Raw genomic sequence first — 13,821 nt, 5'->3', positions numbered from 1 at the left:
CCTGTGAGGATCACGTTCGTAGGCGATGCGCCGAGGATCGCCTCTCGGAGGTCTGCCGCGCGGGGGGCGGGTGTGTCGATCGGCTCGACATCGAACTTGGCCTGAGTCTGGTGGAGGTTCTCGTCGCAGAGACTGTCCGACGTGGCGACCGGACCGAAAGTGCGCAGGAAGTCTACGAGGGCGCTCACAGGTGGCACAAGGCGCAGCCGTCCTCCTCCTTCGCCTGGACGGCACGGCGAGGCATCCGCTCCACGTCCTCGAGGGAGCGGCCATCCACCCAGGTGTACTTGCGGCCTCGCTTCATGACCTCGTACATCTTGGCGCGCTCGTATAGCTCGGGGTGGCGCTCCTTTAGGCCCTGCCACTCACCGATCTGCTGGTAGAAACAAAAGTAACATCCCGAGCGACTGCGCCATTGGTAATAGTCAGGGAGTCCGAGGCCCGCGCTCTCGAGGATACGGTTCACGTCCTCCAGGCCGATCGCGTCGTCTTTGTACGGATAGACCGGCGTGATGTTCGGCCGTTCCGAGATCACCACCGGCTTGGTACCGGCGCCGCCTGTGCCGAGGTAACCCAAACGATTCTCATCGGCGCGAATACCGATGTAGGAGTAGGCGCGGTCGGAGCCGACGAAGCGCTCGAACGGGGCGATCTTCATCACCCGGGTGCACCAGCGCGCCCGTGGGCTCGGGAGAAAGCCGGCAAAGTGTTCGTACAAGGCGACGTCGAAGGCTGTGCGGCCGGGCTTCTCCTCCACGTCGAATTGTTCCATCGCCGAGATGCGGGCGATTTTGATGCCAAGCACGTTCTCCAGGCGGTCCAGATAGTCGTAAGTCTCCGGGAGTTCGACACCCGTGTCGGAGAACACGTACTCGAAGCGGACCTCGGCGTTGCGCTGCCGCAGGTAAACGGCGAGTGCGGACGAGTCCTTGCCGCCGGAAACCGGCACGATGTGGCGGGCCTCTTGGTCTCGGACTGCGTCGTCCACGGACACGACGATACTCATCAACGCAATCCTCCCCGTGTCATAAGCACTTCCGGCGCGTCAGTTTCTCCGTCTAGCTGAGCCAACCGGTCCTGCAGTTCCTTGATGCGCGCGGTGATGATCGGCCGCAGCGCCGGCGTCAGTGACGGGCCGCTGATAGCCGCCACCTCGATGCGTTCGCGCGCCTCGCGTAGCGCAGTACGGAACTCAGCGGCCGAGCGGTCATCCCACTTGTCGAGGCCGCACTTCAGCAGGATCAGACTGAGGGCGCCGGCGAATGACTTGGGTGAGAAGCGGCCGTTGGCGGTCTCAACCGCCTTGCTGAGGACCGCCTTGTCGCTGATCCGCAGATCGTCGCCCCGGCTAAGACTTGGCCAGTCGAAGCAGCTGGCCCAGTCGCGGACTGCATCGAGGAGCTCGCCGGACGTGTTAGGGAGGCGGAAGGCCTCGTTCACGGTCGCGACCGCCTCCTCGGCAAAGATGTCGCGCAGTTCGTCGACCGCCTTGCGGGCCTGCTCGACCCGCTGGATGACCGACTGGTCTGCACCGTTCGCGCCGAACACGCCCGGAATCGCGGAGAGCAGGAGCTCGATCGGGTCGCGGACCGTAGTAACCACCTGTAGTAAGTGGCGGGCGGTATCATCCAACTTCTGCGTGCGGCGCGCACCGTCGGGGACGGTCACACGCCAGCGCTGGACAGCGTCGTAAGCGCGCCGCACCAACTCGTCACCGGCCGCGGGGTGCTCGTGTTGGAAGGCGTAACAGAGCTCGCGCAGGTACTCGGAGAGCCGAATTCCGCCGGGCTCAACATGGAGAGTGAAGCCTTTGGGCTGCACAACCATCTGGTCGAACTGGAACCCTAATAGATCGGGCTCATAAACGCCGTCACGATAGAGCGCGACCGTATGGGCGAACTGCTTATAGCCGGCCGCCACCAGCAACGGCATGACCGCCGCCGGCAGGCCAATCGGCGGCTCCTGCAGGGCAGTGGTAAGATCTGTGAGCGGTCGGGCACCGTCTGGGGTCGGGATCTGGAAGAACTCGGCGATCGTCCGCCAGGCCGCCGCGAGACCGCCGTCCTCGACCTCATGGACCAGGGCGAACCGGCGGTCCTCGTTGCGGTGAAGGCCGGTCTTCTCGAAGACTGTGCGGTAGGTCGAGCCCTCGGCGCTGCGCTCGCCGTCGGCTAGGCCAAGCCTTTCACGATCGCCGCGTTCAAGAACGCCGCTGATAACGCGCACGCGAGCGGTCTGCATGGTGCGCGAGGCATGCTCGCGCATCAGCTGTTCGTTTCCAATTTTCGGCGTCTGCGGGTACCAGCTATTGAGTAGCTCGGAGGCCGCCATGGTGCCTGGGCGGTCGCCAGTCACTTCGAGGCGGCGGCCCCCCGCCCACCATTGTGCGGCGGGGCCTCTCGGGCTGAGCACAGGGCGCAGCAGTAGCGCGAGCTGCTCGAAGGCAACCGATTGCAACTCGTCGAGTTCGGTGGTCACCATGGGGTCCGCGGCAACGAAGTCCGGGTCCGCGCGTAGCGCCTCGAGGGCGACGACCTCCAGCGCGGCGCTCTCCACATCGAGCGGCTGCTGAGGAATCACATAGATAAGGCTGGCGCCGCCGCCGGCACGGGCTGCCTCCCGAGCTGTGTCGATCTCCTCGCGCGTCCGCGCCAACACATAGATGACAGCGCAGGCTTGGGTCTCCGGTGGCTGCTCTGGCAGCGCTTCGGCGGTCGCATAGACCCCACGGAAGAAGCGGTTAACGCCGAATCGGGCGTTGTGACCTGGTGCGCGGACGTTCGGGGCGGGGAAGCGCGCCTTCAGGAAGGCGGTCAGATCGAAGCCGATCGCTTGGCGCTCGCGCTCCTCCTTGACCCTTAGGCCCACATCGATATCCGCACCATGCCACACGGCGACGTCATCATTGTGGCGGCGCCAGAGCAGCAGGTTGGCCGCGATCAGGTCGTCGACGGCTTGCTTCACCTCGGCCGGATCGTACGCACTGGAAACCACGGCCAGTTCAAGCACCTCGCGAGGTAGCCGGATGCGTTCCCCGCTCACGCCCAGCTGGAGCAGGCAGGCTGCCGCGATCAGCTCCCGCTGCAAGGCATTACGGGCCCGGGAGCGCGCGCTTTCTGCCTCCACCCAGCGCCGATAGCTGCCCCCGATGCCTACGTCGCTGCGCATGGCGTCAGAGAAGGCGAGATAGACCTGCTCAATGCCCACCGTCGAGCCGAGGTCGACTTCCCGCAAGAAGGAGAACAGGCTGCGTTCGTTCTGCCCAATACGGGCGACGAGGGTCGGGAGGATCTGGAGGGCGCCGGCTGTGAGTGGGCGAACGTTGCGGAGTACGCGCTCGACCGCATCGGCGTCATCCATGCCGTCGAACCAACGCGCCCCTTGCACGCGCTCGACGAGATCCCGCGTGATCTTGCCGCGCGGCTTGATCGTCCGCAGCGAGGCGACCACCTCAGCGATTACGCTGTAGATCTCCTGGCTGTCCTCGACCAGCCGGATGGCGGTGAAGCGACCCTCGATCTTCCTCCACTCACTGCGCGTCGTCTCGTTCAGCCGGCTCGCGTAGGCAAGCAGGTTCTGGTGCAGCAGGAGGGTAAGGCCCAAGGTGGGGACGTTGGCGCGCACCGCGCGCTCCGCCAATCGCTGGACGAAGTCCATGTCCGTCGAGCGGCCATCGGAGACCAAGCCCTCCAGATGACGGCCGAACTCGTCCCATACGATCGCCACGTGATCGGCTCCGCCGCCGCTGAGCGCGCGGGTGAGGGCCTCGAGATTGCCGGGTGTCTTGCCGAGACCCAGTTGACTCGCGATCGTCGCCAAAGGGTTGGGCACGTGGCCGCTAAGCACGACGACCTTGCCCACCCGTCCAGCGTCCAGGCGCTCGCGCAGCCGGATGGCGAGCTCGGGTGCCACCTGGGTCAGGCGCGGCAGGATCGTCTCGACGACGGCTCGGTCCCGAGCCTCACCGCGGATGGCAAGGGCGCCCACGCCAGCGGCTAGGCTCTTGCCGCTGCCGTAGGGGGCGATGACCATCGCCGCACTGCGGGGCTGCAATACTGCCGCAAGAATTGGCGTGGCACGTCGCGTCGGACGGTAGTGCGCGAACCGCTCGGGCCTGTCGAGATCCTCAGTCAGACTTAGGGAGCGGAAGAAGAACTCGCTCATTGCGGGTGCTCGCCTTCAACGCGGGCGTAGAGCGCCACCAGCCAATCCTGGGGGGCGCGCGAAGGGACGAACAGGTGCCGCTCGCCGTTGAGCGTCTGGACTTGGATGCCCTCCTGCCAGCGCTTGCCGCCAATCTTGCCGACCTGCGTCTCGATGGCCTCCAGACCCATGCAGAGGACGCGGCCCGGGCCACCGCGGAGCGTGGCGAGCTCGCGCAGCGACAGGGCTTGCTTGCCCGTCTCCCGGGCCAGGAGGGCCGCGCACGCCAGGAACACCTCGTTTGGCACACCGTGCGGCCGACGAGAGCGTTCGAAGCGGTTAACAGCCTCGTGCCGCACAAGCAGCCCGAGTTCGCGGAACGGACAGGCACCGATGTCGTCCGGGTCCACCAGGTCGACTCCTGGTCGCGAGGCATAGGCGCTGAGCAGGCAGGCCACGTCACGCTGCGCCATCGCCGGACTCGGCGGGCGAATGGCTTTGCTGCGGGCGAACTGCAGGAACGCGTCCGCGCAAATTAGACGGTCGAAAATCCGGTCGGCGTAGTCGTTGAAGAACCAGCTCCAAACCGAGCCGTCCCGCCGCGCCAGGAGGAGGTGCAGGAACCACCAGGTGCCAGGAAGCTCAAAGTAGGGATCGTGCTCATGTATGAGGTCAGCCAGCGGGCTCGGCGCCACGCCCTGTATTCCCGCCGCGGCCAGACCTGTGACGTTCAGCCAGTAGGCGAGGGACTCGACCATCTTGGAGCCAAGACCAAGTTCATCGGCCGTCTCCGTGTTGGCCGTGAAGCCGCCTTGGTTCACCAGCTGCTCCAAGCCCTTGGGCAGCCATCCATAACGCACTGGGAAGGTCGCGTGGCCCCCGAACTGGAAACGAATAGCGGCCTGGCTCACTTGCAAAACCCCGAACTCTGGCAAGCCTGCACAATGATTGAAATGGCTGCGTCGATCTCCGCTGTCGTGTTGAGTGGGGATACGGAGAAGCGGACCGCGCTGAATGCATCGGCTTCCGAAACGCCCATGGCCATCAACACAGGGGAGGGCTCCGGCCGGTGGCTGTGGCAGGCAGAGCCCTGCGATGCAAGCACACCCTCGGCATCCAAGAGGGCCACCAAGGCCATCGCCTCCATGCCAGGGAATCGGAGATTGCTGGTGTTAGGCAGGCGCGGACCGCCTGCGCCCCCGACAGTCACGCCAGGGAGGGCTGCCACCACGCCAGCCTCCAGGCGGTCGCGGAGCAGGGCCATATACGCAACGTGACTCGAGAGATGAGCCCGTCGCTCCTCGCAGGCGGCGCCGAAACCGGTAATTAGCGGAAGGGACTGAGTGCCCGCACGCAAACCGCGCTCCTGGTCGCCGCCCACCAAGAGCGGGCGGAGACGGTCTTCGCCTTCACTCATCAGGATGGCACCCACGCCCATAGGTCCGTGCAGCTTGTGCGCCGATACCGTCACAACGTGCGGGCCGTGACGGCCGCCCAGGGCCAACTCAAACTTGCCGAGCCCTTGCGCCGCGTCGCTGTGAAAAAGGACATCCTTGCGGTCTGCCACCACGGCTGCGATCTCGCCGATCGGCTGCAGGACCCCGGTCTCGCTGTTCGCCGTCTGGACCGACAAGACGATCGGGCCCAGTGCGATCTGGAGCTCCTCTTGAAGGCGCGGAAGCTCAATGCAACCTTCGGCGTCGACCGGAACGAAGCGGACATCGTGGCCCGCCGCGCGCAGCTCGTAGGCTGGCCGCAGCACTGATGGGTGCTCCACAGTGGTGGTGATGAGCGTCGCACCTAAGGCCTTGGCGGTAGCTACCACCAGATTGTTCGCTTCGGTGCATCCCGAGGTGAATATGACGTTTTCTGGATAGACGCCGCGGCACAGCGCAGAGACAGCGTCCCTCGCCTGCTCAAGCTGAACACGTGCTTCATCGCCGGCCGCATGCGCGCTCGACGGGTTGGCGCTGTTGTGCAGAGCCCGAACAACAGCAGCGACGACCTTTGGCGTAGGCGCCGCGTTCGCGTTCGCATCTAAATTGATGCGTGGAGGAGGCGCGCTCAAAAAACCATTCGCATCCCGGCGCTCCCGAAGCTCTTGTGAGCGCACATTTCCTCGATTGTCTGCGACCGCCGCCGCCAGTTCGGCAGAGGTTACTATGCTCTTTTTCGATGCTAGTTGTCCCACGCTCGACTCACTTCTCGACAGGATGCCCCCGCGAACAATCTTCCGGTCGGGTGTGACGTCTTGGAACAAGATTTGAACTTGGCCGTATTCGACGCAAGAAGCTCAACTCGTCGAGGTCCGTCGAATCAGCCCGACAACATCTTCGCAGCACGATGAAGCAGAACTGGGCAAAGTGCAATCCATCGGTAACTTTTTGAAATAATTCTTGAAGACGCCTTCAACCCGACTTCACGCTTCATCGTTGGAGTGTCGCTCCTCATCTCCTCCACCGCTCACCAGCCCGACGGGAATGTCGCCGCCAGCAGCTTCTCCTTGCTGAGCAGCCCGGCATCCTCAAGCGCTTCGAAATCGGGCAGGTCGCGCAGCGTGTCGAGACCGAAGTGCGACATGAAGGCCTTGGTCGTCACGTAGGTGTAGGGCGCGCCGGGCTGTGGGCTGCGCGGTCCCGAGGCGATGAAGTCTTGCGCGCGCAGCAGACCGATTAGATCGCGCGAAACCTCCTTGCCGAAGAAGGTCGACAGCTCTCCATGGGTGATCGGCTGGAAGTACGCGATGCACATCAGCACCAGCGCCTCGGACTGCGACGGTGGCCGGACGGCATCACCCTGCCCCGTCGCGACACGAATGACGTCGCCAAAGGCTTTCTTGGTGCGATGCTGCCAGCCGCCGGCGACCGACACCAATTCATAGGACCGGCTGCGCAGTTCCTCGCGAATGTCGTCGATGATCAGATCGATGTTGCAGCCTCTGCCGACGACGCGCGCGAGCGTCTCGCGGCCGACCGGTTCACTGGCGGCAAAGATCACGGCTTCGACGCGGCCCATCCATTCGCGCCAGCGCAGCTCGGGCGGTAAATGCTCGAGTTCGGTATCCAGCAATGCCTGATCGTTTTGCTTTCGGCGGAGGGACGGTTCAACCATAGCTACAGCCCGTAGAGCCGAAAGGACGAGCGACCGGAAAGCTCGCGCGCGGCACCAAGATCGACCAGTCTGTCGAACAGCCGCCTCAGGCCGCGATCGCTCATGCCCCTGACAGGCTGGGAAGCCACGGCCGCATCCTCGGACAGCAGTTTTTCGACAACGAGGTCCGCTCCTTTCGCCCGCAACTTCGGCGCGACAGCGATCAGCCGCTCAGCACGGCGGCCAAGCTCAATCGACAGATCAACGGCAGATAAGGCTGCGCGCGCTTGCGCCGCCAGCAACGCCCGCTCAGCCTCGATGCCCGCTGTCGGGACCTCGTTGCGTCAGGCCGCGTGTTTGTGACCTCGAGCCACGCGCGCCTTCACCCGGCGGCTGGACACCGAGCAGCGGCACGGCGTGCGACCAGCCCAACTTGCGGGCGAGCAGCGCATCCCCGAGCCAAGAGCCAAAGCTGTGTCCGAGCCCATGACGTTCGGCGGTTGCGAAAGCACCGGTCAGCACCGTGACAAAGCTGCCTGACGCGGCAAGCCGACGGAGATCGTCGACAAGCTCGCTGGTCGTCCCGTCGTCGGGGGCGCGACCATGCTCATCAAGGACAGCGGCAAGCCCCGCCGCTGTAAACAAGTCATCTGTGGGCCGCAACGCCAGCCGCCGCCAGGCAAGCAGCATGCGCCCACCGGGCCCGACATCGTCGCCCGGGCGGGTCAAGAGCACGGCATCGCGCAGTGCTCCTTCATCCTCGCTGCGCCCCGCCCGACTTGCAGTCGCGGCAGCCGCCGTAAGCGCCAGCCGCTGCCGCCAGGCGCCGGCCCAGCGCTCCTGCCGGCGGACCACCGCATCGAGCGCGCCGATGGCCGCGCCCGCGGTAAGCGCGACGTCCTCGACATCCTTTCCCGCAAGGCTTTGCGTATCCGGGATGACCCGGCGCAGCCAGGCCGGCACCGTTGCCATCGGCGCGGTCGAAGGGGCGCCGGCAAGCGTGGGGTGGTGGCGCGGAGCGGGTTTGGGACGCAGAATCATTGCCGAGAAGGATGAATCACGGCGGCGCTTTTGGCAACAGAATGGGTAAAAAGCGCTGTACCTGTCGTGCGATTAAAACGAATCATAATGTTGCCTTATCAGTTGTTTAACTCTACTCCTTCCACTCGCAATAGGTTAGCTGGCCAACATCGCTCTTCGGGCGCACCCGGAGCACGGTTCGGTGCAACCACTCACGTCCCGTCATCTCGTCGTGACTATCGCGGTATCCGGAGTTGGTCACGGCGACCTGCTTCCGAGACACCTTTCGAATGGGCCGAGCTCCCGATCACCAACTCTAAGGCTCCGCGTGGTTGCCAAACCCTGCGTCAAGATTACAGCGGCCAGAAGCCGCCCCAGCCAAATCATCACAGCGCCCGCCCAGTCGAACATGAAATCATACCGGCCGCCGGACTTGCACGGGGTCGGCCAACGTTGCACGCTGCAATTGGAGCAGGCGAGTGAAAGAGCACATGAATCGGCGCGTCGCCAATATTTTGGCATTGCTCTAATCGATTATAGTTGTGAAGAGCAATTTTGGCCAGTTTACTTGCCGCTCAAGTCACGGATAAAAGAGGTAGCACCGATTCGGTAGCTTATCCCCTGTCTTTCGCGTACTCGCGGTCGTGGCGCCGCGTGGACGATTGAAGACCGACGGTCTCACCAGCAAGTGGGCACGGGGGGCGGGATTGGCAAGCCACAGGAGTAGGACAATGTCGAAGGATTCAGGTAAGAGCGATAATCACGGCGGCGGGCCAGGCAAGATCGAGATCACGGTGGTGGTGAACGGCCAGCCCACGCAGGTCGAAGCCAATCCCAACCAGCCGCTGCACGTCGTTCGTACCAAAGCCCTTGAAAACACGCAGAACGTCGCCCAACCGGCCGAGAATTGGGAATTCAAGGATGAGGCCGGCAACTTGCTCGACGTCGACAAAAAAGTTGGCGATCTCGGTTTCGCGAATCCTGTGACCCTGTTCCTAAGCCTAAGGGCGGGTGTCGCAGGTGCCTGAACTCCAAACTGTGGACCCGGAAGTCTCCCGAGCGAAGTTTGATCGTGAGATGGGCCGGTTCCGGCCATATGCAGATGCCTATCGTGCTCAAGGCTGCTTCCTGATCGAGGCGAGCTTCCCGAGCGCCTTCTTCATATTTGCACCGCCGAAGATAAAGCCACAGATGATCGGTGCAGCTGTCGAGATCGACTTCTCCAACTTCGACCTTCGACCTCCTTCGGTGGTCTTCGTAGACCCGTTTACCCGTCAGCCAGTTGCCCGGAAGGATTTGATGCTTAGAATGCTGAGACGTCCTGCGCTGCCGGGAACTCCTCCGGGGATGATCCCAGCCCTGATCCAGCAGAATGCTGTGGCCTTGACGGACTTCATCCAGGCCAACGGCCCTGAAGACCCCCCATTCCTGTGCATGGCGGGTGTCCGCGAATACCACGATAACCCAGCCCATTCAGGTGACCCATGGCTACTTCATCGGGGTTCTGGCGAAGGCTGTTTGGCCTTCATTCTGGACAAGATCATCAAATACGGAATCAATCCTGTAGAGCAGTTGCAGATTCATCTCCAACCGACCGTCGTGGGAATGGCGGTGTCGCCTCAGGCGATACCGGAATGACTGAATTGAAAGATGTAGCGACCGTGACTCTCCCGCGCGGCTGCATCTCGACCACGCATGCGCATCTGCGCTCAGTTGGTCGCGAGGGCAATGAGGGGATGGCGCTCTGGGTCGGCGTTCAGCAAGACCGGCAGTTTGCCGTAACAGAGACAGTTATCCCGGCGCAGCGTCACATTCAGACAAGCGATGGCGTTTGCGTGATAGTTCCGGCCGAAGAACTGCACCGGCTCAATGTCTGGCTCTACAAAAGCGGCCTGAAACTGTTGGCCCAGATTCACAGCCATCCGGGCCGCGCCTACCATTCGACGACCGACGACGCTTATGCGGTTGCTAGCACGGTTGGGTGTCTGTCGCTGGTAGTGCCGAATTTCGCCCGTGAGCCTTTCGATCTTGCTCGCGTCGCTGCCTACCGACTTGACGCGAAGGCGAACTGGAATGAGGTCGCGTCCACGGCCCTGATGCGAATGATCACGATAACGAGCTGACGATGGCCCTTGCAAACTTCATCGACCGCGCTGCCACGGCGGCATCTCAGGTGCTGGCCGACTTTCATCTGGGCGACTTCAAAGCCGCTCTTGAAAAGCAGGTCGTGGCAGTCGCGTTCGACAATCAGGCGGCTTCCTGCCCCGAAGGCGAGGCGACGCTGGATCTTGCGGTGAGATTGCTCGCCAGGCTCTACCCAGTTCTGGCGATACTCCCGCTGGACAGCGCGGCAAGCTGTCAAACCCAAGCGCTGGAGCGCTTGGCAAAGTCGATCAATCCAAAAGTCGGCATCCGGCGTTCCGGCAAATCTGCCACCGTCTGCGTAGTTGCAGGGGTAACGCGCCCATCACTCCGGTGCCCAACCTTTTTCATGGGATCGGACGGTTGGTCGGCCAAGCTGTCGCGTACGGACCCGGTGGGCTCTGGCCCGAGTTTGCTGCCCTATGGAGCTGGGGCCGCCAGTTGCTTTGGCGCCGCCAATGTCTTTCGAACCATTTTCGCCGCCCAGCTGACCGGCGCCGAGTCGGACGAAACCATCGACCTCTCTTTATACAGCTACGACAAGACCAAAGCCGGCGAGGCAGGCCCGATCGACTTCCCTGTCGATCTTGGCGAAACGCACCTCGTTGGGCTCGGCGCGATAGGCCATGGCTCGCTTTGGACCCTAGCGAGACAACCCGGTCTCTCGGGTCGCCTGCATGTAATCGATCACGAAGCGATCGAACTCTCAAACCTGCAGCGCTACGCACTGGCCGGCCAGGCGGAGATAGGCATGTCCAAGGCGGTCCTTGCAACCACCGCTCTTCGATCGACCGCCCTCGATGTTGAGGCGCACCCATTGAAGTGGGCAGAATTTGTTGCGCGCAGGGGCAATTGGGTCTTCGACCAAGTGGGTGTGGCGCTTGACACCGCCGCCGACCGTCTGGCTGTCCAAGGTGCTCTGCCCCGATGGATCGCGAATGCCTGGACCCAGGAGCACGATCTCGGTATCTCCCGGCATGGTTTCGACGACAGCCAGGCTTGCCTTTGTTGCATGTACCTGTCATCCGGAAAATCCAAGGACGAGCACCAGCTGATTGCCGAGGAACTCGGAATACCGGAAGCACACGAGCAGGTGAAAATGCTGCTGCAGACCAATGCCGGAGTTCCCAACGACTTTGTAGTCCGGGTGGCTACTGCGATGGCTGTGCCGTTTGAACCGCTAGCTCCGTTTGTTGGCCAGCCCCTGCGCTCCTTTTATCAGCAGGCGATCTGCGGCGGTCTGGTGTTCCAGCTCAGCGATGGAGGTCGCCTCGTTCGAACCGTAGTTCCGATGGCCTTTCAGTCAGCGCTTGCCGGGATTATGCTTGCCGCGGAGCTGGTCAAACATAGTGCGGGTTTTCCCATGAGCCGGACGACGAGCACTCGGGTGAATCTTCTGCGCCCCCTTGGCTCTCATTTGCACGATCCGAAGGCCAAAGATTCCAGCGGCCGCTGCATCTGTAGCGACGACGATTTTATTGCCGCTTACAGGCGCAAATATAGCAAGAGCGTTGAGCAGCTAAGCGATGTCTCCGCCGCCTAAGCGGACGCAGACGTCTCCCTTGCCGCAGAGCGGCGGCTTGTGCGCGAGAGATGTGGGCGCCACTATGAAACGCTTGGCCCACTCCTTTGCCGGCCGATCGCCCACGAAATCCCCTCCCCGCTCACGATCCCGGACACCTCTTTGCCGAGATTCCGATCGAGCACAGGCCGCCATGGTACCAGCGTGAACTCGCGCGACTTCTCGATGACGGCATATTTGCCGCTGGCAAGCTCCACCTTTCGGCGCAGCGTACCTTCTATCCGAACCCCAGGCTTGGCTTCGGAATACGACAGTCCAAGTTCCTCCGACAGTTGGCCGGCAACTCGGTTCAACTCACGCTGCCGCAGGATCGAAAGCATGTTGGCGCGGCAAACGATCCGATCCTGCTCTTCGCGCCCGAGGCCTTGCGCGATCAGCCACTGCCGCCGGCGGGCTTGCGCCTCGCGAACCTCATGCCCGAAGCCTGAGTTGCGCAACCGCTCTGGTCCGTCGGCAACCAGCTCCCGGTCGAGCCAGGTGGCACCTTCAAAGCTGACTTGGTGCTCCAGCGGCATTGATGACAGCCTGTCGACAACGACAGGCTCGGCCCTGGCCCGCTGGCGCTCGTATTCCGCGACACGATCGAGATGGTCCGGCGCGACGAGCCAGGTGCCGTTCGGCTCTCGCTCGATGCCGCCGGTCGCGCGGCGGATCGCCTCCAGCCGCCGGACATGCGTTTGCGCAAAGCTCTCGGTGGCGGATGGCTCATGCTCCAGGTGGATATCGGCGTCGTAACGGCCGCCATGGGCAGCGGCGATCTCGGCGACAGTACGGTCGACTTGCCTCGGCTCGCTGCTCCTCGGGGTGGCACGCACGATGCAGCCTTCGGGCGTCGGTTCGGTGGCCTCGCCTTTGCCGATGTCGATCCAATGGCTTTTGCCGTCAACCCCGTCGAGGACAAGGTATTGCCGGTCATTGATTTCGTCGGCGAGCCCGCGAGCGACGACGCGGCCGACGACGGGCTGGGCCGGCTCACCGGATCGATCGTGGATCACGCAGTCGGCGGCACTGCGCGCCAGCCCCTTGCCGGCCAGCTCGCGATGCATGATCTTGATGATGTCGCCGCGCTCGCCGATACGCCGCAGGGTCGCTTCCAGCTCGCCGTCGAGTCGCCAGGAGCCGGCGCCGACGTCCTCGGCCAGACCCATGCGATCCAGCTTGCGAAGCCGGCCCTGGTGCAGCGTCTGGCGAAAGGTGTCGCGGCCGTTTGTCGAAACAAGACCGTCATCGTCACGCATGCGCAGCAGCTGCCGGTCGATGCTGGTGAAGCGTTCCTGCTCCATTTCCTGGCGCAGGCGCTGCTCGATCTCGCGATCGGTGAGTGGACCGAGATCGAGGCTGACCAGCTCGGCAGCGCGCTCGCGGATGCCGCTCGAAATATACTCACGCGCGATGACGAGGTTTTCCCCGCGGTCGTCCTTGCCACGCACGATGATGTGGCTGTGCGGATGGCCGGTGTTGAAATGGTCGACGGCGACCCAGTCGAGCTTGGTGCCGAGGTCCTCTTCCATCTGAGCCATGAGGCGCCGAGTCAGCGGCTTGAGGTCCTCATACTCGATGCCATCTTCGGCTGCGACGATGAAGCGGAACTGATGGCGGTCTCCGTCCGCGCGATCGATGAACGCCTTGCCGTCGACGCGGTCGCTGTCGGCGCCATAGAGCTCGCCAGGTTCGCCTTCGCGGGTGACGCCGTCGCGCTGAAGATAGCGCAGATGCGCACGCGCCCCGTCCGCGCCCTTGCCGGCGAGCTTGACGAAGCGGACCTTGACGACGACCCGGCGCTGGCGGAAGGCGGCATACCGGTCGCGGGATTTGAGGAGTGCTGCGGCCGCCCCTCCCCGCCC

12 protein-coding genes are annotated in these 13,821 nt (G+C 63.5%); 4 read left to right on the top strand and 8 right to left on the bottom strand.

The genetic code is table 11. The features are described from left to right. Positions 1-184: 184 nt before the first annotated feature. The 7 genes from A9K66_RS16805 to A9K66_RS16780 form a co-directional block, all read right to left on the bottom strand. Positions 185-1,006, bottom strand: a complete 822-nt coding sequence (locus tag A9K66_RS16805) for a phosphoadenosine phosphosulfate reductase family protein (protein WP_067325581.1) — start codon at positions 1,004-1,006, stop codon at positions 185-187. Continuing rightward, on the bottom strand, positions 1,006-4,164 hold the full coding sequence (locus A9K66_RS16800) for a hypothetical protein (protein WP_067325577.1): 3,159 nt from the start codon (positions 4,162-4,164) through the stop codon (positions 1,006-1,008). Before A9K66_RS16800 ends, A9K66_RS16805 begins: the two co-directional genes overlap by 1 nt. After that, entirely contained in the window at positions 4,161-5,054 is an 894-nt protein-coding gene (locus A9K66_RS16795; RefSeq protein WP_067326994.1) for a DUF4007 family protein, read from the bottom strand. The genes A9K66_RS16800 and A9K66_RS16795 overlap by 4 nt, the downstream gene beginning before the upstream one ends. After that, positions 5,051-6,403, bottom strand: coding sequence for a cysteine desulfurase family protein (locus A9K66_RS16790; protein ID WP_156315321.1), 1,353 nt, complete (start codon positions 6,401-6,403; stop codon positions 5,051-5,053). The genes A9K66_RS16795 and A9K66_RS16790 overlap by 4 nt, the downstream gene beginning before the upstream one ends. 203 nt (positions 6,404-6,606) lie before the next feature. After that, the gene (locus tag A9K66_RS16785) at positions 6,607-7,212 is read right to left on the bottom strand and encodes an SMC-Scp complex subunit ScpB (RefSeq protein ID WP_245307571.1); all 606 of its coding nucleotides are present in this window, start codon (positions 7,210-7,212) and stop codon (positions 6,607-6,609) included. Between the two features lie 44 nt (positions 7,213-7,256). Then, positions 7,257-7,535 (bottom strand): DUF1403 family protein, encoded by a 279-nt coding sequence (locus tag A9K66_RS31625; protein WP_281407007.1) that lies wholly within the window; start codon positions 7,533-7,535, stop codon positions 7,257-7,259. Between the two features lie 7 nt (positions 7,536-7,542). After that, positions 7,543-8,205 carry a DUF1403 family protein gene (locus tag A9K66_RS16780; RefSeq protein ID WP_281407008.1) on the bottom strand — a complete coding sequence of 221 codons (663 nt, stop codon included), beginning with the start codon at positions 8,203-8,205 and terminating at the stop codon, positions 7,543-7,545. A gap of 779 nt (positions 8,206-8,984) precedes the next feature. Here A9K66_RS16780 and A9K66_RS16775 point away from each other — a divergent pair. From A9K66_RS16775 to A9K66_RS16760, 4 genes are read left to right on the top strand one after another with little or no spacing between them, the layout of a single operon-like run. After that, on the top strand, positions 8,985-9,281 hold the full coding sequence (locus A9K66_RS16775) for a DUF2604 domain-containing protein (protein ID WP_067325570.1): 297 nt from the start codon (positions 8,985-8,987) through the stop codon (positions 9,279-9,281). Continuing rightward, positions 9,274-9,891 (top strand): putative metal-binding protein, encoded by a 618-nt coding sequence (locus A9K66_RS16770; RefSeq protein ID WP_067326989.1) that lies wholly within the window; start codon positions 9,274-9,276, stop codon positions 9,889-9,891. The genes A9K66_RS16775 and A9K66_RS16770 overlap by 8 nt, the downstream gene beginning before the upstream one ends. Continuing rightward, the gene (locus A9K66_RS16765) at positions 9,888-10,376 is read left to right on the top strand and encodes a Mov34/MPN/PAD-1 family protein (protein ID WP_067325567.1); all 489 of its coding nucleotides are present in this window, start codon (positions 9,888-9,890) and stop codon (positions 10,374-10,376) included. Before A9K66_RS16770 ends, A9K66_RS16765 begins: the two co-directional genes overlap by 4 nt. 2 nt (positions 10,377-10,378) lie before the next feature. Next, positions 10,379-11,938 (top strand): E2 ligase fold family C protein, encoded by a 1,560-nt coding sequence (locus A9K66_RS16760; protein WP_067325564.1) that lies wholly within the window; start codon positions 10,379-10,381, stop codon positions 11,936-11,938. A gap of 62 nt (positions 11,939-12,000) precedes the next feature. Here the strand turns inward: A9K66_RS16760 and rlxS are convergent. Further along, positions 12,001-13,821: relaxase/mobilization nuclease RlxS (rlxS, locus tag A9K66_RS16755; RefSeq protein ID WP_067325560.1), on the bottom strand; the 1,821-nt coding region annotated here is incomplete at its 5' end.

Origin of the sequence: Mesorhizobium sp. AA23 (assembly GCF_001672435.1) — a bacterium.
Taxonomy (GTDB): Bacteria; Pseudomonadota; Alphaproteobacteria; order Rhizobiales; family Rhizobiaceae; genus Mesorhizobium.
The sequence above is the reverse complement of the archived record's forward strand: the minus strand, read 5'-3'. Positions and strand labels throughout refer to the sequence as shown.

Bases quoted from the DNA above. Each gene is read 5' to 3' on its own strand.
- A9K66_RS16805 (WP_067325581.1), bottom strand. From the start codon at position 1,006: ATGAGTATCGTCGTGTCCGTGGACGACGCAGTCCGAGACCAAGAGGCC.
- A9K66_RS16800 (WP_067325577.1), bottom strand. From the start codon at position 4,164: ATGAGCGAGTTCTTCTTCCGCTCCCTAAGTCTGACTGAGGATCTCGAC.
- A9K66_RS16780 (WP_281407008.1), bottom strand. From the start codon at position 8,205: ATGGCAACGGTGCCGGCCTGGCTGCGCCGGGTCATCCCGGATACGCAA.
- A9K66_RS16775 (WP_067325570.1), top strand. From the start codon at position 8,985: ATGTCGAAGGATTCAGGTAAGAGCGATAATCACGGCGGCGGGCCAGGC.
- A9K66_RS16765 (WP_067325567.1), top strand. From the start codon at position 9,888: ATGACTGAATTGAAAGATGTAGCGACCGTGACTCTCCCGCGCGGCTGC.
- A9K66_RS16760 (WP_067325564.1), top strand. From the start codon at position 10,379: ATGGCCCTTGCAAACTTCATCGACCGCGCTGCCACGGCGGCATCTCAG.